Origin of the sequence: Bacillus sp. FSL R5-0422, from assembly GCF_038610765.1 — a bacterium.
Lineage (GTDB): Bacteria > Bacillota > Bacilli > Bacillales > Bacillaceae > Bacillus > Bacillus pumilus_O.
In genome coordinates, this window is sequence record NZ_CP152014.1 from 365,706 (window position 1) to 387,212 (window position 21,507).

The 21,507-nt window shown below is 45.2% G+C and carries 2 protein-coding genes; both read left to right on the top strand.

Annotation, left to right across the window (positions count from 1 at the left end; translation table 11 throughout):
• Nucleotides 1-89 precede the first annotated feature (89 nt).
• On the top strand, nt 90-10,796 hold the full coding sequence (locus tag MKX52_RS01935) for an amino acid adenylation domain-containing protein (RefSeq protein WP_342491361.1): 10,707 nt from the start codon (nt 90-92) through the stop codon (nt 10,794-10,796).
• A 20-nt stretch (nt 10,797-10,816) separates the two neighbouring features.
• The gene (locus MKX52_RS01940; RefSeq protein WP_342491362.1) at nt 10,817-21,505 is read left to right on the top strand and encodes an amino acid adenylation domain-containing protein; all 10,689 of its coding nucleotides are present in this window, start codon (nt 10,817-10,819) and stop codon (nt 21,503-21,505) included.
• Nucleotides 21,506-21,507 lie beyond the last annotated feature (2 nt).

The following is a 21,507-nucleotide window of genomic DNA, read 5'->3' on the forward strand; positions in this document are numbered from 1 at the left end:
TTTTAATGAAATAGACTTGGTTCTTTTGATATAGAGGGTGCAGGATTGTCACATTGGTGGAGAAAACATAGAAGAGGCGGAGGATGAAAATGAATACAGTTTATTACCCCTTAACACATGCGCAAAAGCGAGTATTCTACACGGAAAGATTTTATCCAGGTACAAGCATTTCTAATTTGGGTGGATTCGCCAGATTGAGATCGGTATCGGGTTTAGATCCATCTTTGGTCGTTGACGTGCTTCAAATGTACATTCGTCAAACTGACTCCCTTCGGTTGAGACTGGTGTATCGACATGAGCAGGAGGAACCTGTTCAATATATCAAGCCTTATGAAGAGCAGCCGATTCGCTTGGAGAAGGGCTGGAGTGAAGAAGAAGTGAGGGCTTGGGCGAATGAGCAAATCCGTGAGCCGATGCCGTTGATTGACAGCCCCTTGATTGAGTTTACAGTCTTTCAAATCAGTGATGAAGAGTGCTGGCTGTTTTGCAAAGCACATCATATTGTGGCGGATGGTATCTCCATAATCTTGATGGGAAATCGCATCATCGACTTATACCAGGACATGTTGCACGGAGTAGACATTTCACCGGTTGAGGAGATTTCCTTCGTTGACCACATCACGAGTGAGCAAAGCTATGAAACTTCTAAACGGTTTCAAAAAGACCAAGCTTTTTGGAATGAGCAATTTGCCAATATTCCAGATTTCGCTTCTTTAAAACCGCATAAAGGATACGAGATGAGTTTACATGCGGAGCGATTTTCAGGGGATATTCCAGATTCTTTAAAGGAGAAACTTCGTGCGTTTTGTGAAGAGCAAAAAGTCAGTATGCTCTCAATGTTTATGTCTACCGTTTATACGTATTTGCATCGTTTTAGCGGTATGGAAGATGTTGTCCTTGGAACCTTTATGGGCAACCGAACAAATGCCAAAGAAAAAAAGATGATTGGTATGTTTGTTTCCACCATTCCGATGCGTGCATCTGTTCAGGGGTCGCAATCATTTCTTGATTTCGTCAAACAGGTCATGGCGGATCAAATGAAGATCTTGCGTCACCAAAAGTACCCTTACAATCTTCTCATGAATGATTTGCGTGAAAGAGAAGGGTTTACAGGACGCCTTTTTGATATTTCTTTAGAATACCAGGTCATGCAGTGGCAGAAAAAAGAGAATCTATCTTTTATTACTGAACCGATCTTTAGCGGTAGCGGAATGAATGATATTTCCATTCATGTAAAGGACCGCTGGGACACAGATACATTGACCATTGATTTGGACTATCGTACAGATGTATTCACCGAAGAAGAAATCAGTCAGATGTTTAAGCGATTCTTGATCATACTAGAAGCGGCGGTCTCCCAGCCTGATCAGCTAATCGGGAAACTCCCTTTACTTCCACCAGATGAACAAAAGGAACTGCTGCAATTATCTGAGAGAAAACCGTTTGAAAAACCAGCTGTAAAGCCGATTCATCACATGTTTGATGAAACAGCCAATAAGTATGCAGAGCGGACAGCCGTTGTAGCGGAAAATGGAGCATTTACTTATGGAGAGCTGTATCAAAAGGCAGAAAAGTTAGCGCGTTTTTTACAAATGAAAGGTGTCTCGCGTGATGTACCTGTTGCTGTCCTAATGGATCGGAAGGCAGAGGCGATGGTGGCGATCTTCGGCATATTAAAGGCTGGCGGTGCGTATGTACCGATTGATCCGGCATTACCTGAGGAGCGTATTCAATATATTGTGGAGGATTCTGGTGCTTCCATTGTGTTAACAGAGGAAACGTTCGTTTCAACATACCATGCCCTTTCGGAAAAAATGGTCGTGCTGCAGCAAATCGCATTAGATGATGAACGGTTGCCTCAGCTTGTAGATGAGTCGGTACCAGAGGATTTGGCTTATATGATTTATACATCTGGGACAACAGGGAAGCCAAAGGGCGTCATGATTGAACATCTTCAGCTGCATCATTTGGTTCATGCCTTGCATCATGAGATTTATGAAGAGGCGAGTGAGCTTCAAATGGCGCTTCTTGCACCATTCCATTTTGATGCATCGGTGAAACAAATTTTTACTGCTCTTTTATTTGGGCATACGCTTCATATCATCCCGCGAGAAACAACGAGAAATGGTGTTCAATTAGCGGCTTATTATAAAAAACATCAAATTGAAGCAGCAGATGGAACACCGGCGCATGTGCAGCTTTTACTTGCAGCTGAATTAGAAGGGCTGTCACTCTTGCATATGTTAGTTGGGGGAGAAGCATTGCCTGCGAAAGCAGCACATTCTCTTATCGAAGCGATTCGTATGAGTGAGCCTGATTTTACTTTGTGGAATGTGTATGGTCCGACTGAGACGTGTGTCGATGCGGCGGTTCATCGCCTAGAACTAAGTGAACTGCGCGAATCCTCTGAACAGCAGCGTTATGTGTCGATCGGAAAGCCGCTTGGTCATCACCGTCTTTATATTTTAAATGAACATGATCAATTACAGATACAGGGTGCTGCCGGAGAACTGTGCATTGCAGGGATAGGTGTTGGACGAGGCTATGTGAAACAGTCTGAATTGACGGAGAAAGTATTTACGGCAGATCCATTTTCTCCAGGTGAGCGGATGTATCGAACAGGGGATTTAGTCAGATGGCTTCCGGATGGCACAATTGATTATCTTGGCAGAATGGATGATCAAGTGAAAATAAGGGGTTACCGCATTGAAGTAGGCGAAATTGAAGCAGTGATGGAGCAGGTAGATGGACTGGATCAAGCTGTCGTACTTGTTGTTGAAGAAGCGGACGGGGAAAAGGCGTTAAGTGCTTACTATCAAGCTCGTCATGAAGGTGTGTCAGTTGACATGCTGCAAGCCGCTATCAAACATCAGCTGCCAGCTTACATGATGCCGCTCTATTTCAAAGAACTCGATGCATTTCCACTCACAGTCAGCGGCAAAGTCGATCGTCGTGCACTTGCTGCCTTAAAAGGTGATAAAGCGGTTCAAGCTGTTTATGCTGCGCCTAGAAACGAGCTCGAAACGAAGCTTGTCCGTCTGTGGGAAGAAATTCTTGGCCAAGAGAAGATTGGTGTATATGATTCTTTCTTCGAGCGAGGGGGGCATTCGCTGAAAGCAATGACTGTACTCACACATGTGCAGCGAGATTTTCATGTGGAGGTGCCGCTGTCCATTTTATTTGAACAGCAGAACGTTGCTGCTTTGGCTGCTTACATTGAGCAAGCGGAAACATCTTCTGAAACAGTGATACCTAAAGCACCTGCTTTCGACCATTATCCATTGTCACCTCCACAGCAGCGCGTTTATATGGTGAGTCAATTAGAGCAAAGCACTGCATATCATATGCCAGCTGTTGTGAGGTTAAAAGGAACGCTGCAGCAAGAGAAGCTGACTGAAGCCTTTGAAACACTGATCACACGTCATGATATGCTGCGTACGTCTTTTCATACATTGAAAGGTGTTCCTCGTCAGCGGGTAGCTCCATCTGTTTCATTTCAAATCGAACAGCTGACAGGCGGTACGATGGAAGAAAATATGAAGCAATTTGTCAGACCCTTTGACCTTGAGTGTGCACCACTTCTTCGCATTGGCTTGAAGTCATTACATGATCAGGAGCACCTGCTCTTTTTCGATATGCATCACCTGATTTCAGATGGTCTTTCAATTGATTTAGTGCTGCGTGAGCTGTCGGATGCTTACGAGGGATCGGTCAAAGATCCATTTAAGCTTCAATATCAGGACTATGCTGTTTGGCAAGAACAACAAGATTTTCAAAAAGAAGAGGCTTTCTGGCTACAGGAATTCTCGGGTGATCTTCCTGCTTTACAGTTGCTGACTGATTATCAGCGCCCAGCAGTCCAATCATTTGCAGGAGATCGAGTGATCAAAGAAATAGATGGAATGTTAAAAGGACAATTACAGGACCTGGCGGCAAAACACCATACGACACTGTATACGGTTCTGCTTTCTGCTTACTATACATTGCTTGCGAAGTATACGGGTCAAAAGGAATTCGTGGTTGGAACACCGGCGTCGGGGCGTGTGCATGCAGACCTGGATGACATGATCGGCATGTTTGTCCAGACACTTGCTTTGCGGTCAGAGGTTGACCCAAATGCAACCATGTCGCAGTTGCTTGAGCAAGTGAAGGAAAAGACGATGCATGCATTTGAGCATCAGCAATATCCATTTGAACGACTGCTTGAAAAACTGAATGTGCCAAGAGACTTTAGCCGTCATCCATTATTTGATACCGTTTTTACACTCATGCCAGATCATGGAGCAGCTCAGCATATTGGAGAAATGCAAGTTGAAATTGAAGAAACCAATTTCCATATTGCAAAGTTTGATTTAACGCTGCAAGCGATGGAGTCAGATCAAGGGTTATCCTTTGTCCTCGATTACAGTACGGCGTTATTTAAACGAAGTACAGCCGAGCAGATGCTGCATCATTATATGTATTTGCTGAAACAGATGGTCCAAGCGCCAGAGGGAGCGATTCGATCTTATCGATTACTCACTGAACAAGAAGCAGAAGCTCAACTGAATTTGTGGAATCCGTTACCGACACCTTATCCGGCAGAAGAAACCATTGTGACACAGTTTGAAGCACAGGTGCAGGCACACGGTCATAAGCCTGCTCTCCAATGTGAAGGTGTCATTCTTTCTTATCAAGAACTAAATGACCGTGTGAATCAGCTAGCTCATTATTTGCGTGAACATGGGTTTGAAAGAGGGATGAAAGCAGCCTTATTCTTTGAACGATCTAATGAGATGGTACTCTCGGTTCTAGCTGTACTTAAGGCGGGCGGCGTCTATGTACCAATTGATCCTGATTTTCCTGATGAACGTGTGAAGCACTTTTTAACAGACAGTGGTACGCAATTCTTATTGACACATCAAGTGCTGCGCCAACGCTCGGTGCTCGCTTCTTTTGAGGGAACCATCATCGAAACAGAAGATCAAGCAATTGATCAGCAATCAGACAGCAATATAAAGATTCGTCTATCGCCAGAGGATTTGGCGAATTTGACCTATACATCTGGTACAACTGGAAAACCTAAAGGGAATATGGTGACACACCGGAACATTTTGAGAACAGTGAAGCAATCAAATTATCTAGCCATTCATCAGGAAGACACGGTGATGAGCCTATCAAACTATGTATTTGATGCTTTTATGTTCGATGTGTTTGGTGCTTTATTAAACGGTGCGAAACTGATTGTTCTGCCAAAGGATCATATCTTAAACATGAATGAGCTTTCTGGAGCGATTGAGAAGGAGAAAGTCAGTATTTTAATGATCACGACAGCTCTTTTTCACTTACTTATTGATATGAAAAAAGACAGCCTGAAGAACATCAGAAAAGTTCTATTTGGCGGAGAACGTGCTTCTGTGCCTCATGTCATGACTGCGCTTGAAACGGTAGGGGAAGGCACACTTGTTCATATGTACGGTCCTTCTGAAAGTACGATTTTCACAACGTATTATCCAGTGAATTACATTGAGGAGCAGGCGTTATCGATTCCAATCGGAAAGCCAGTGAGCCAAACGGCTGTTTATATTGTAGATGAATTTGGGCAGTTGCAGCCGCCAGGTGTAGCAGGAGAGCTATGTGTCGCTGGTGATGGACTGGTCAAAGGATATTATGGACAGCAAGAGCTCACAAGCGAAAAATTCGTGGAAAATCCTTTCCGCCCTGGTGAGGTCATGTACAAAACGGGTGATCTTGCACGATGGCTGTCAAATGGAGAGATTGAATTCATTGGACGAATCGATCATCAAGTGAAGATTCGAGGTCAGCGTATTGAACTCGGAGAAATTGAGCATCAGCTGCTTCGCCATCCGCAATTGAAGGAAGCCGTCGTCATTGCAGCTCCAAATGACACATTATGTGCGTATTTTACAGCAGAAGGGTCCGTCTCATTAACTGATTTGCGCGAGCAAGCAGGGCGTGAACTGCCTGTGTACATGATGCCGTCATTCTTCATGCAATTAGACGAACTTCCGCTGACGAATAACGGCAAGTTAGATAGGCGTGCGCTACCTGTGCCTGATCTAAGTGAGCAAGGGGTAAATGAGTACATCCCTCCTCAAACAGAAACGGAGCGTGTCGTGGCGCGCATTTGGGAGGAAGTTCTTGAAGTATCGAGAATCGGCAGGCACGATCATTTCTTTGAATGCGGTGGTCACTCGCTGCGCGGCATGAAAATGTTGAACAAGCTGTATGAAGAGATGCATGTGGAGCTCACTTTGAAATCTTTATTTGAATTCCCAACATTAGAGGCGTTTGCTTTTGCGGTTGATCAAGCGGATCAAACGGAGATCAAGCGGGTGGAGGTTGCAGAAGAAGCGACCTATTATCCAGTGACATCTGCTCAGAAGAGGTTGTTTGTATTGGAGAAAATGACCGATGCGGAGCAGAGCTATCATATGCCGGCTGCTTTAAAGCTAGAAGGTGCTTTTGATGAAAAGCGATTTAAAAAAGCAATTGAACAGCTTGTCCAACGTCATGAAGCATTCCGAACGAGCTTTGATTTTGTTCAGAATGAACCTGTTCAACGAATTGAACCAAACATCTCCGTAGCTATTGAGACAATCGAAGGGAACGGACGAGACATACAGGAATTGATGAATGACTTTATCCGTCCATTTGATATAGAAAAGGCGCCTCTATTCAGAGTAGGTCTAGTATCTGCTTCCGTAAATGTCCATTATTTACTGATCGATATGCATCATATCATTTCAGATGGTGCATCTGTGGGCATCTTAATTGAGGAGCTTTCAGCGTTGTATCGAGGGGACAAACTAGAGGAATTACCTGTTCAATATAAGGATTATGCGGTTTGGTCAAAAAGCGAGACGTTTGCTGCACAAATAGAAGCTGAAGAGGCGTTTTGGCTGAAGCAATTAGAAGGAGAATTGCCTGTACTGGCACTGCCAGAAGATTTGCCAAGACCAAAAGTGCAAACATTCTCAGGAGGTCGCGTCTCATTTACCATCAATGGGCCGCTTAAAACGAAATTGGATGAGTTTGTCAGAGCACTCAACAGTACGACGTATACAGTGCTACTTACTTGCTACAGTACCCTTTTAAGCAAGCTATCGAGACAAGAAGATATCATCATCGGTTCACCGATTGTGGGCAGAACTCACCCTGATATTCAATCTGTCATTGGTATGTTTGTGAACACGCTGGCACTTAGAACACAGCCAGCAGGACATCTGACAGCTGCAGAATTTGCGTCAAATGTTCATCAGCTTGTGTTAGAGGCAAATGACCATCAGTTGTACCCATTTGAAGAATTGGTAGACCAAGTACAAACGGTTCGAGACACTAGCCGTCATCCAATCTTTGATGTGGTGTTCTCAATGGAAAATGCGGATATTCGTGATTTAAAGATGGATGGACTTCAGGTTGTTCCAGAGCCATTCGAAGAGAATATCGCCAAATTTGATTTGACCTTAACTGGAAATGAATCGGTTGATCACATTGAGCTTGTGTTCGATTTTAATACTTCTATCTTTCAACAGTCATCGATTGAAAAGTGGAAGGAATTTTTCCTTCATCTATTGGAACAAATGGTATCAGCGCCAGATCAATCGCTAGATCAAATGCAGCTATTATCACCGAAGCAGCAGCAAAAATTGCTCAGCGAATGGTCAGGTCCTGTCCTAGACGTTCCGTCAGATCAAACCGTTCATGCATTGATTGAAGCTAAAGCATTTGAAGTACCGAACCAAAAAGCGGCAACTTTCTGCGGAACAAGCTGGACGTATGAAGAACTGAACAGCCGGGCGAATACTTTCGCTTCAAGACTCATCTCAAACGGCATAAAACGAGGAGATCGCGTCGGTATTCTCACTCGTCCGTCCCTTGACATGACGGCAGCCGTCCTTGGGGTTCTCAAGACAGGAGCGGCATTCGTTCCAATTGATGCGGATTATCCAGACCAGCGTATTGCCTACATGCTGGAAGACTGCGGGGCAGAGGTTCTTCTCATACAAAAAGGACTCACTGCACCAACTTCCTTCACAGGTCATGTCCTATTGATAGAAGATGCCATAGAAGGCGAAGCGCAAGAAATGCAGGTTCATGTCAAACCAACTGATCTCGCTTATATGATTTACACGTCTGGAACAACAGGACAGCCGAAGGGTGTCATGGTTGAGCACCAGTCCCTTGTGAATCTGGCGTTCTGGCACAATGATGCCTTCCAAGTGACCAATGCGGATCGAACCGCTAAATATGCCGGCTTTGGCTTTGATGCCTCCATTTGGGAAATGTTCCCGACATGGATCGCCGGCGCAGAGCTGCACATCATTGATGAAGCGATTCGTCTCGATATGATCAAGCTTAATGCGTATTTCAATGACGAAAATATCACCATTGCGTTCCTGCCAACACAGCTATGCGAGCAGTTTATGTCAATGGACAATCACTCCTTGCGTTACTTACTCACAGGGGGAGACAAGTTGAAACAGGTAAAGCCTGTTCCTTATCAACTCGTGAATAACTACGGCCCAACCGAAAACACAGTCGTGGCGACAAGTGGGATTATTGATCCAAATCAAGGCACGCTTCCGATTGGAACAGCGATTGCCAATACTCGTTTTTATATTATGGGTTCGTTATATGACCTCTCGCCGCCAGGCGTACCGGGTGAACTCGTGATTGCGGGGAAAGGATTGGCAAGAGGGTACTGGAATCTTCCGGAGGAAACAGAGAAACGATTTGTCCCAGATCCATTTTATTCAGGTGAGCGCATGTACCTGACAGGTGATTTGGTGAAATGGACAGAGGATGGCGAGCTGATCTATCTCGGCAGAAAAGACCATCAAGTCAACATCCGAGGATTCCGGATTGAGCTGTCAGAAATTGAAGCGCAGCTTCTTGCACTTTCGGATGTCAAAGAAGCAGTTGTGACAACGATCAAAGATGCCAGCGAACAAGATGCCCTTGCCGCATATGTCATTACAGATGAAGAAACGATTGACCTGAAAGAAAGCTTAAAACGTACGTTGCCAGACTATATGATCCCTTCATGGATCATCAAGCTAGACCAACTGCCGATGACGGCAAATGGCAAAGTCGATCTAAAAGCATTACCAGCACCAGATATGGAAGCGGGCCAAACAGCATACGAAGCGCCAAGAGACGAAGTCGAAACGCTTCTATGTGGCATTTGGGAAGACGTGCTTGGCGTGAGCCAAGTCGGCATTCACGATCACTTTTTCTTCCTTGGAGGAGATTCAATTAAAGGCATCCAAATGGCAAGCAGACTCACACAAGCCGGCTGGAAGCTTGATATGAAACTATTATTTCAGTATCCAACCATTGCGGAGCTGCGCCCATATATCGAAGAAGCGGATCAACTGACAGTCGACCAATCACCTGTCGAAGGGGAAGTCATTTTCACACCAATTCAGCGCTGGTTCTTTGAAAGAAACTTTACAAGTCAGCACCATTGGAACCAATCGATTATGCTGCAAGCACCAAATGGTTTGGATGAAACGATCGTTCAGAAAGTGTTGGAGCAGCTCATGATTCATCACGATGCCTTGCGAATGGTGTATCCACTCGAAGAAGGTCGCGTAATCCAGCGTCATCGAAAAATCGAAGAAAACTTGGTAGTTGTTGATGTGGTAGAAGTACAAGGGGAACTGTCGGAGCAAATTCAGCAGGTTGAAAAGCTGGCTAATGAAGTGCAGGCTAGTATATCGCTAGCGGAAGGGCCTTTAGTAAAACCAGCCATTTTCCGAACGGATCAAGGGGATCATTTACTGCTCGCTGTACATCATCTTGTCATCGATGGTGTATCATGGCGTATTTTCCTTGAAGATTTTATGGCTCTTTATGAAAAGTCGAAGCGCGGGGAAATCCTGACACTTCCTGAAAAAACACACTCTTTCCAAGAATACGCCCAGAAGCTGACGGAATACGCGATGTCAGATGAGTTGCTGTCAGAAAGAGCTTATTGGAAAAAGGTACTTGCGCATTCCGTTACGCCCCTTCAAAAGGATCATGTGACGGAGGATCAGCGGATGCTTCATACACAGACCATTCGTTTCACATTGTCTGAGGAGGAAACACGTAGTCTGCTGACAGATGTACATGAAGCATATCAAACAGACATCAATGATATTTTGCTGACAGCCCTCGGATTGTCCATGAAAGAGTGGACAGGTGAAGACAGACACTTTATTCATCTTGAAGGACACGGAAGAGAGGACATCCTCCCTGCAGTTAATATCTCAAGGACGATTGGCTGGTTTACAAGTATGTATCCTGTGTTACTAGATATGTCGCATGCAGACGATCTTTCTTATCAGATCAAGTATTTAAAAGAGGAACTCAGGCACATCCCGAACAAGGGAATCGGCTATGGCATATTAAAATATTTAACCCCTGACAAGATGAAGGACGCTATCTCATTCGATCTCGCGCCAGATATCAGCTTTAACTATCTTGGACAGTTTGATGAACAGATCACCGGTGAGTTAAGCCGCTCAACATGGGATTCAGGAAAATCGCTGAGTCCAGAATCAGAGAAACCTCATGCACTTGATATTGTTGGTTTCGTCGAACAAGCCATGCTCCATGTGACGATTTCTTATCATCAACTTGAATTTGAAGAACGTACGATGGAACAATTCAAGGACCTTCTTGAAAAGAATGTGAAGACGTTGATCTCACATTGCGTATCACAGGAGGAGACCCAGATGACACCTAGTGATGTAGGGGATGAGGATCTCACGATGGATGAACTTGAAAAGCTAATGGATATATTTTAAGCAAACGAAGAGGTGGACATATGAGTAAGCAAAAGATTCAAAAGGTATATCCTTTAACACCCATGCAGGAGGGCATGCTGTATCATGCCATGCTAGACCCTAATTCCTCCTCTTATTTCACACAGCTTGAGCTTGGAATAAGCGGAGAGTTTGATCACGCTGTTTTTGAGAAAAGTCTCAATGAGCTCATACAGACATACGACATTCTCCGTACAGCCTTTGTTTATCAACAATTACAAAAGCCTCGTCAGGTTGTACTAGCTGAACGTCATCTTGATGTGTATCGAGAGGATCTATCTCATCTGAATCATCAAGAGCAGCAAAAGGCACTGGATCAATATAAAAAACAAGTGAGAAAGCAAGGATTTCACTTAACAAATGATCTGTTATTGAAGGTCGCTGTTTTTCAACTAAATGAAACAAACTGGCACCTGATTTGGAGCAACCATCACATCATCATGGATGGTTGGTCCATGGGTGTTTTAATGAAAAAACTGTTTCATTACTATGAATCTTATCGGAACGGTCGAACACCGGATCGCTCACAGGGGAAGCCTTATGCAGATTATATCCAGTGGCTTGGAAAGCAAAACAAACAAGAAGCGGAAAGGTATTGGGAGGAGCGTCTAGATGGAGCGGTTCAGCATCAAGGGCTGCTAGAGCAAAAAGATGCGAATGGACAATACGATCATCAGGAATGGACGTTTACATGGGATACTCAAACGATACAAGCGATTCAAAATGTAGCAAGACAATGCCAAGTGACAGCCCCGAATCTGTTTCAGGCTGTCTGGTCCGTTCTTTTAGGCACCTATCATGCAACTGATGATGTCACATTCGGCACCGTTGTATCGGGCAGACCTCCAAGTGTATCTGGAATTGAGCGCATGGCAGGGCTATTTATCAATACGATACCCGTTCGAGTGACAGTGGATCAGAAGCAGACATTTAAGCAGTTGTTTCAAAAGGTTCAGCAGCATGCACTAGAAGCGGAAAACTATGATTTTATGCCGCTTTATGACATTCAGCAGAAGACAGCTGCTGGAGGGCAGCTCTTTGATCATTTGGTTGGGTTTGAGAACTATCCTTTAGATCAGGAGCTGTCTGGTGACACCATGTCTGCACGTCTTGGTTTTTCCATTGATGTAAAGGACGGATTTGAACAAACGAATTTTGATCTAAACGTCCTTGTGTATCCAGGTGAAACGTGGACATTGAAAATCAAGTACAACGCCATAGCTTTTGAAGAAAAAGTCATTGAAAACATATCAAAACATCTGACCAATCTCATGAAGCAAATCATCCAAAACCCTGATGCACGCCTTCATGACGTGACATGTATCACGGAAGAGGAAAAGCAGCAGATAAAAGCGTGGAATCAGACGGAGCGGGATTATCCGAAGCATCTGTCTATTCCTGAGCTGTTCAATGAACGTGTGAAGGCGCAGCCTGACCATCTGGCGCTAGTTGAAGGCGACCGAACATTTACGTACGAGGAGCTTGGAGAAGAAATCCGTCGTTTGGCTGGCAGTCTTATTGAAAATGGCGTACAGCCAGGAGATGCTGTGGCGGTGTATATGAACCGATCAGCTGATGCGGTGATCGCCATCTTAGCAGCTCTAAACGCAGGGGCAGCTTATGTGCCGATTGATCCTTCCCAGCCTGAGGAGAGAATCCGATGGATGCTTGAAGATAGCGGCGCAACCATTTTGCTTCATGCTGATAGTCCGCCGCCAATTGCTGAGCAGATCAGGGCAGTACATGTGACGAGTAAGCCCCATCACTCACACATGGATGTATCCGTCAGAACGTCTCCTTCTCACTTGGCGTATATCATGTATACATCGGGATCAACTGGACAGCCAAAAGGGGTTCAAATTGAGCATCAGCATATTGTGAGATTGGCTTGCTCTCAGGACAAATTAGGCTTGACCAAATCGGATCGTATGGCGCATACAGGCGCCGTCAGCTTTGACGCCATTACCTTAGAAATTTTTAACACACTGCTGGGTGGTGCGACGCTGTATCCTGTTGATCGTGATACTTTATTGGATATCCATCGATTCGAACAATTTATCCAAACACATCAGATCACGAAGCTCTTTTTAACGACTGGATTATTTAATCAGCTCGCTCAGCAGCGGCCGCAAATGTTCAAAGGATTAACCACATTAATTACAGGTGGTGACGTGATCAATGTGAAGAGTGCGGAGCTTGTGAAACAGCATCATCCAGCACTTGTTTTACTAAATGCCTATGGTCCAACAGAAAATACAACCATCTCAACCATTTACGAAGTAAGAGGAGATGAAACGAGTCCGATTCCAATTGGTCAGCCGATCAACCATTCGTCGGCTTATATTTTAGATGATGATCAACGATTACAGCCAATTGGAGCGCCAGGAGAGCTGTATGTTGGTGGAGATGGTGTCGCAAGAGGGTATCTCAATCGTCCAGACTTGACCAATCAAGTATTCATGGCAGATCCTTTTAAGCCGTCAGGCCGTTTGTATCGAACAGGGGATTTGGCTCGGTATGGCGCAAATGGCCAGATCGAATTCCTCGGCCGGACAGATGATCAGGTGAAAATTCGAGGCTTCCGTATTGAGCTTGGTGAAATTGAAACAATGCTTCAGCAAAAAACGGGCATAGATGACGCGGTTGTGCTTGTCCATTCGTTTTCCTCAGATGAAAAGGAAATCACGGCTTACTTCACAGGGACCATGACAGAAGAAGAGGTGCGAAATTTATTTAATCAAGAGCTGCCAGCTTATATGGTGCCGCACCATGTGATGAAGCTGGATGCTTTTACGCTCACATCGAACGGGAAGGTAGATCGAAAAGCTTTACCAAAGCCGGACGAAGCGCATCAGGAGAAAAAGGAAATCATTCCGCCTGATACGGAGACAGAAAAGGCACTCGCTCAAATTTGGGAGGAGCTCCTTGGAAAAACAGTCGGAGTAGATGAACATTTCTTCATGGCTGGCGGGCACTCTCTCAAAGCGATGATGATGTCTGCGAAGATCCAAGAGGTGCTTCAAAAGGAAGTGCCGATTCAAGTGATTTTTGAGAAGCCCACAATTCGTTCATTAGCGGTATATATCGATCAGGATGGTCAAGAAGAAATGATGCACCCGATTTTACCAGCAGAGCAGTCGGATGAATATCCGGTATCACCAGCTCAGCGCCGTTTATACATTTTGCAGACGCTTGAACCAGACAGCACGAATTATCATATTCCCATCGTCTTAACGCTTGAAGGAACACTCGAATATCAGCGGCTTAAATCAGCGTTTGATCAGTTGATTCAAACGCATGAAATTCTAAGAACAAGTTTTCATATGAATGGAGAAGACATTGTTCAAAGAGTGAATGATTGGACGGCATTTGATCTTCCTGTTCATCACATCAAGGAAGAAGAGGCGGAGGCATTTCTTTCTGAACATCAATCTCCATTTGATTTAACAGCTGCGCCTTTATTACGAGCCCAGTTGTTAAAGGTCAGTGAAAACCGTCATCTTCTCGTCTTGGAAGCACATCATCTCATTACAGATGGCAGCTCCATGAAGACGTTTATTCAAGATTTGGCGAAGGCCTATGATGGCGAAGCTCTTACAGAAAGAGCCATTCATTATAAAGATTACGCTGTCTGGCAGTTAAGTGAAGAAGAGACAGAGAAACAGAAGGAGCATGAAGCCTATTGGCTAAAGCAATTCGAAGGAGACTTGCCAGTATTAGAGCTGCCAACGGATTATTCACGTCCAGCGGAACGTGATTTTTCAGGAGAACGATTCATGTTTGGTAGTGATCAAGAGACGACTCAGCGGATTCATGACCTGCTTCAGAAAACTGATACGACCATGTACATGTTCTTGTTATCTGCTTTTCAAGTTCTGCTTGCCACATATAGCGGTCAGGAAGATATCATTGTTGGTTCCCCTGTTGCAGGGCGGACACATCCTGATATACAGGACATGCCGGGGATGTTTATCAACACTGTTGCGATGCGCGGAAAACCAGCGCAAACAAAGACATTTTTACAGCTACTTGAAGAAATAAAAGAAACGAGTGTTGACGCTTTTGCTCATCAAAGCTATCCGCTCGAAGAGTTAATTGCCCGTCTTCCGTTAGATCGTGATACAACCCGAAGCCCGCTCTTTAGCGTGTCATTTAACATGCAGAACATGGAGGTTCCGGCGCTAAAGCTCGGTGACCTGCGCATTTCGCCTTATGCCATCCAGCATCACACAGTCAAATTTGACTTGTCTCTAGAAGCATTTGAACGAGAGGGAGCATTAAAGCTGAGCTTTGACTATGCAGCGGCGTTATTTAAAGAAGAGACGGTCCGCAGATTCGGAACTCATCTTCTGGCGATTATTCGTGAAGCGGTTCAACACCCAGAGGCACAGATCGGCTTGCTCCCTATTCTTGATCAGCATGAGCAAATAGAGCGGTTGGAGAAAAAAGACGAAGTGCAAACAAATCGTCATGAGCCTTTCCATGTCCAGTTTTCACGTCAGGCAAAGGAAACACCTGACGCCATTGCGGTGATGGATGATCAACGGAAGCTCACTTACCGTGAGCTAGAAGACATGTCAAATGCGCTCGGCAGTGAACTGAAGGTACGAGGGGTCGAGAAAGAAAAGACTGTAGCGCTGATTCTTGATCGCTCTGTCTATGTCATCGTCTCAATGCTTGGTGTGATGAAAGCGGGAGGTGCATTTGTACCAATTGACCCAGCCTTCCCTGCGGAACGTATCAATTACACATTAGAAGATTCAGGTGCACAAGTGATCGTAACAAATGAGTCTCTTGTAAGTTCCTATCAACATCACAAGTCGATTCAGGTCGTGCAGGTTGAAAAGGCAGTACGACAAAGCCGTACGCTAGATTTGCCGGAAGCATCATCCGATCAACTGGCGTATGTCATTTACACATCTGGGACAACAGGAAAACCGAAGGGTGTACAGCTCACGCATCGTAATCTATCACACTACGTGAACTGGCTGACAAATGAGGTGACATTGCAAGAATGCGATCGGACGGCACTGCTTTCTTCTTATGCATACGATCTTGGCTACACAAGCATTTTCCCTGTCTTGAAGGCAGGAGGGACACTATATGTGCCTCGTGAAAATGTGTATACAGACCCGGTTCGACTCATGCGTTTCATTGATGAACAAGAGCTGACTTATATCAAAATGACACCGTCCTTATTTCATATGATGGCAGATTCGAAGGATCATGCATTTAACGCTTTACGCCTTGTCATACTTGGAGGGGAACCTATTGTCTCTGAGTATGTGGAGACATTTATGGAGCAGCACCCGTGTGTGGCAGTCATGAACCACTACGGTCCGACTGAGACAACCATTGGGACTGTGACTAAGCTGATTACAAAGCAAGAGTCGAGCGCTTTGAAGGATCGCTCTATGATCGGACAGCCAATTGCTCATACAAGAGCGCTCGTACTCAATCGTCAGCAGCGCCTCGTTCCTTATGGCGCACCTGGAGAGCTTTATATATCGGGGGAAGGCGTATCGATAGGATATTTGAATCAGCCTGAATTAACAGCAGAGCGTTTTCTAGAAAATCCGTATTTTCCTGAAGAGCTGATGTATCGTACAGGAGATTTGGTCAGACAGCATGCAAATGGAGACATTGAGTTTCTTGGAAGAATAGATGATCAAGTAAAAATTCGCGGTTATCGTATTGAGAAGCAAGAAATTGAACATGCCGCACGTGTACGATTATCCATTCATGAGGTGTATGTCAAAGTCCTTCATATGTCCCGTTTACCAGAGCTTGCACTTTATTACACTGCGCCTGAACCAATTGGAACACTGACGTTTAGAGAAAAGCTTGCGGAGACACTGCCGGATTATATGATCCCAACGTACTTTGTCAAAGTCGATCACATCCCGCTCACGCAAAACGGAAAGGTAGATGCGAAGTCCCTACCGCTTCCGCACGAGGCGCATATGAAGCGTGCGATGCATGTAGCACCAGAAACGGCACTTGAGCAGACGATTTGTGATATTTGGTCAGAAGTACTTGGAGTTGAACAAATAGGTGTTCATGATCACTTCTTTGAATTGGGAGGTCATTCTCTCAAAGGCATGGTGCTCATTTCGAAGATGCAAGCCAAGCTGAACAAACATGTGCCGCTCAAAGTCCTTTTTGAAAAGCCAACGATACGCGCGATGGCAGCTTATTTAGAAAAAGTGGTTTCCTCGGATATGACATCCATTCAGACGGCGGAGAAGCAAGATTTCTATCCTGTCTCTTCTGCTCAAAAGCGGATGTATGTGTTGCAACAGCTGCATCCAGAAGCAGTGACTTACCATATGCCTGCCGTTTTGATGATGGAAGGCAGTCTTGATGTAAAACAGCTCGAAGAAGCGCTGGGGGCTTTGATCGAACGACATGAATCATTGCGTACAGCCTTTGTAGAAATTGACGGCGTACCCGTTCAAAAAGTGTATCGCCGAGTGCCGTTTACGTTAGAGGTGGTTGAAGTAGAGAACGGTCATGAGCACGCTGTCATAGACGCATTCATCACCCCATTCTCATTACATCAAGCACCATTAATGAGGGCAAAGGTGGCGAAGCTTTCTGATGAAAAATATGTGTTCATGATGGATATGCACCATATCATCGCGGATGGTGTCACACGCAGTCTGCTCATTCAGGAATTGGCAGAGCTGTATGAGAAAAAGACGTTACCGCCAGTTCAGCTGCACTACAAGGATTATGCGGTATGGCAGCAGGAAGAAAAGCAACGAGCGCTGCTCGAGAAACAGCGTCAGTATTGGCTGGAGCAATACGCAGAGCGACCTGAAGATTTGGCACTGCCACTTGATTTTCCTCGCCCTCATGTACAGTCATTTGAAGGAGCGAGAGTCGATAGGTGGTTATCTCCTGAAAAGGTGCAGACCATTAAAGCACTCATGGCTGAAAAAGGTGTAAGCATGAACATGGTCATGCAAACGGCATTTGCTATTTTCCTTTCCAAATTAACTGGGCAGACAGATATCGTCATAGGCGCTGTCACAGCAGGACGTACGCATGCTGCAATCGAACGGGTTCCAGGCATGTTCGTCAATACATTGGCTCTTCGACAAGAAGTGCAGCTCGAGGAAACGGCAGCACAATTGCTTGAAAAAATGAAAGATCGAAGTCTATCAGCCTATGAACATCAGGATTTCCCGTTTGAGGAATTGGTCGCACAGTTAGATCTGCCGAAAGACACGAGCCGCAATCCGTTGTTTAGTGTCATGCTGACAACGGATGACCGTGACATGACGTTACCGAATCTAAATGGACTCAAGCTTTCGCAAAAGCAGCAAGAGACAGTTCATGCAAAATTTGATGTAACGCTCGGTATATTCGAAGAAAAGGACCAAGTGGGCGTACGCTTTGAATATGCAACGGCGCTGTTTAAAAAGAAGACCATTCAGCGTTGGAGTCGATATTTTGAACAAATCATAGACGAGATGCTGGCGAAGCTAAATGAACCCATTTCATCGCTTTCGATCTTAACGGAAAATGAAAAACAAGAGCTGATCAATGAATGGTCAGGACCTGTACTAAATGTACCGTCAGATCAAACCGTTCATGAACTGATCAAGGCTAAAGCATTTGAAGCACCGAACCAAAAAGCGGCGACTTTCTGCGGAACGAGCTGGACGTATGAAGAACTGAACAGCCGTGCGAATACAGTCGCTTCAAGGCTTATCTCAAATGGCATAAAACGAGGAGATCGCGTCGGTATTCTCACCCGTCCGTCCCTTGACATGACGGCAGCCGTCCTTGGGGTTCTCAAGACAGGAGCGGCATTCGTTCCAATTGATGCGGATTATCCAGACCAGCGTATTGCCTACATGCTGGAAGACTGCGGGGCAGAGGTTCTTCTCATGCAAAAAGGACTCACTGCACCAACTTCCTTCACAGGTCATGTCCTATTGATAGAAGATGCCATAGAAGGCGAAGCGCAAGAAATGCAGGTTCATGTCAAACCAACTGATCTCGCTTATATGATTTACACGTCTGGAACAACAGGACAGCCGAAGGGTGTCATGGTTGAGCACCAGTCCCTTGTGAATCTGGCGTTCTGGCACAATGATGCCTTCCAAGTGACCAATGCGGATCGAACCGCCAAATATGCCGGCTTTGGCTTTGATGCCTCCATTTGGGAAATGTTCCCTACATGGATCGCCGGCGCAGAGCTGCACATCATTGATGAAGCGATTCGTCTCGATATGATCAAGCTCAATACGTATTTCAATGACGAAAATATCACCATTGCGTTCCTGCCAACACAGCTATGCGAGCAGTTTATGTCAATGGACAATCATTCACTCCGTTACTTACTCACAGGGGGAGACAAGTTGAAACAGGTAAAGCCTGTTCCTTATCAACTCGTCAATAATTACGGACCGACAGAAAACACAGTCGTGGCGACCAGTGGGATCATCAACCCAGATCAAGGCACGCTTCCGATTGGAAAAGCGATTGCCAATACTCGTTTTTATATTATGGGTTCGTTATATGACCTCTCGCCGCCAGGCGTACCGGGTGAACTCGTGATTGCGGGGAAAGGATTGGCAAGAGGGTACTGGAATCTTCCGGAGGAAACAGAGAAACGCTTTGTCCCAGATCCATTTTATTCAGGTGAGCGCATGTACCTGACAGGCGATTTGGTGAAATGGACAGAGGATGGCGAACTGATCTATCTCGGCAGAAAAGACCATCAAGTCAACATCCGCGGCTTCCGGATTGAGCTGTCAGAAATTGAAGCGCAGCTCCTTGGGCTTGCGGATGTCAAAGAAGCAGTCGTGACAACGGTCAAAGATGCCAGCGATCAAGATGCCCTTGCCGCGTATGTCATCACGGACAATGAAACAGAAGACTTAAAAGAAAGCTTAAAACGTACGTTGCCTGACTATATGATCCCTTCATGGATCATCAAGCTAGACCAACTGCCAATGACGGCAAATGGCAAAGTCGATCTAAAAGCATTGCCAGCACCAAATATGGAAGCGGGCCAAACAGCATACGAAGCGCCAAGAGACGAAGTTGAAACGCTTCTATGTGGCATTTGGGAAGACGTGCTTGGCGTGAGCCAAGTCGGAATTCACGATCACTTTTTCTTCCTTGGAGGAGATTCAATTAAAGGCATCCAAATGGCAAGCAGACTCACACAAGCCGGCTGGAAGCTTGATATGAAACTATTATTCCAATATCCAACCATTGCGGAATTACGCCCATATATCGAAGAAGCGGATCAACTGAAAGTCGACCAATCACCTGTCGAAGGGGAAGTCATGTTGACTCCAATTCAACGCTGGTTTTTTGAACGAACGTTCACTGACCAGCACCATTGGAATCTTTCGATGATGCTTCATGCGCCGAATGGGTTTGACCTTTCGATGACGGAACAAGTGATGCAGAAATTACTTTCACATCATGATGCACTGCGTATGGTGTACAGGCAAGAAAATGGCAGCATCCTGCAATACAACCAGCGGGAGCTGACAGAGCCGATCGCGATGATTTCTCATGATGTCTCTAAAGAGAACGACGTGAAAAAAGCCATTTCCACCTATGCCAACGAGTATCAGCGTCAGTTGAATCTCGAAACAGGTCCGCTCATGAAAGTGATCTGTTTCCGTGCAAAAGATGGCGATCACTTACTCATCGTGACACACCATCTTGTGATTGATGGTGTCTCATGCCGAATTTTACTAGAGGACTTTATGTCTCTTTATCAGCAGGTAGCTCAAGGACAGACGCTCGTCCTGCCGCCCAAAACCCACTCCTTTAAAGAATGGGCAGAGGCGATCGAACGATACGCACAGTCCAAGCCATTAAAAAGCCAAAGTGAGTACTGGAATGAGATTGACAGGACGCCAATGACCACTTTACCTGTTGATCATGAAGTAACGAAAAGAAAAGTTGCGCAAACAAAAGCAGTACAGATGCAGCTTTCAGAGTCCGAAACTGAGCATCTTTTGACCGACATTCATCTACCGTACACAACGGAAATGAACGATATTCTTCTATGTGCGCTCGGTCTTGCTGTTCAGGAGTGGACAGGTGAGTCCCATGTACATGTGCAGCTTGAAGGTCATGGAAGAGAGGATATTTTATCAGGACTGGATGTCTCCCGCACGGTTGGATGGTTTACGAGTATGTATCCAGTCGTACTGAAAGCAAAGCCGGATCAGAGCATAACTGAGGCGATTAAAGGAACGAAAGAGATGCTGCGTCGTGTCCCGAATAAAGGGATCGGCTATGGGATTTTAAAATATCTCACTGAGTCGTCAGGACAGCACGTACAACCTGAAATCAGCTTGAACTATCTTGGCCAGATTGATCAGGAAGTGACGACCGAACTCTTTGGACCATCAGCCTATGATATGGGACGACAAGCAAGCCCTGATTCAGAAGCTGTCTATAAGCTGAACCTCAGTGGCCTTGTTCAACACAATCGATTCATGTTGTCTTGTTCATATTGTTCAGATGAATATGAAGAAGAGACGATACAGCAATTCATGGCATTGCTAAAGGAAAAAATACAATGCATCATGACTCATTGTTTAGCGCAGCACGAACGAGAATTTACGCCAAGTGATTTCTCTGCTGGTGACCTTGAAATGGATGAAATGGACGATATATTTGACATGCTTGAGGAGAAATTGACCTAACA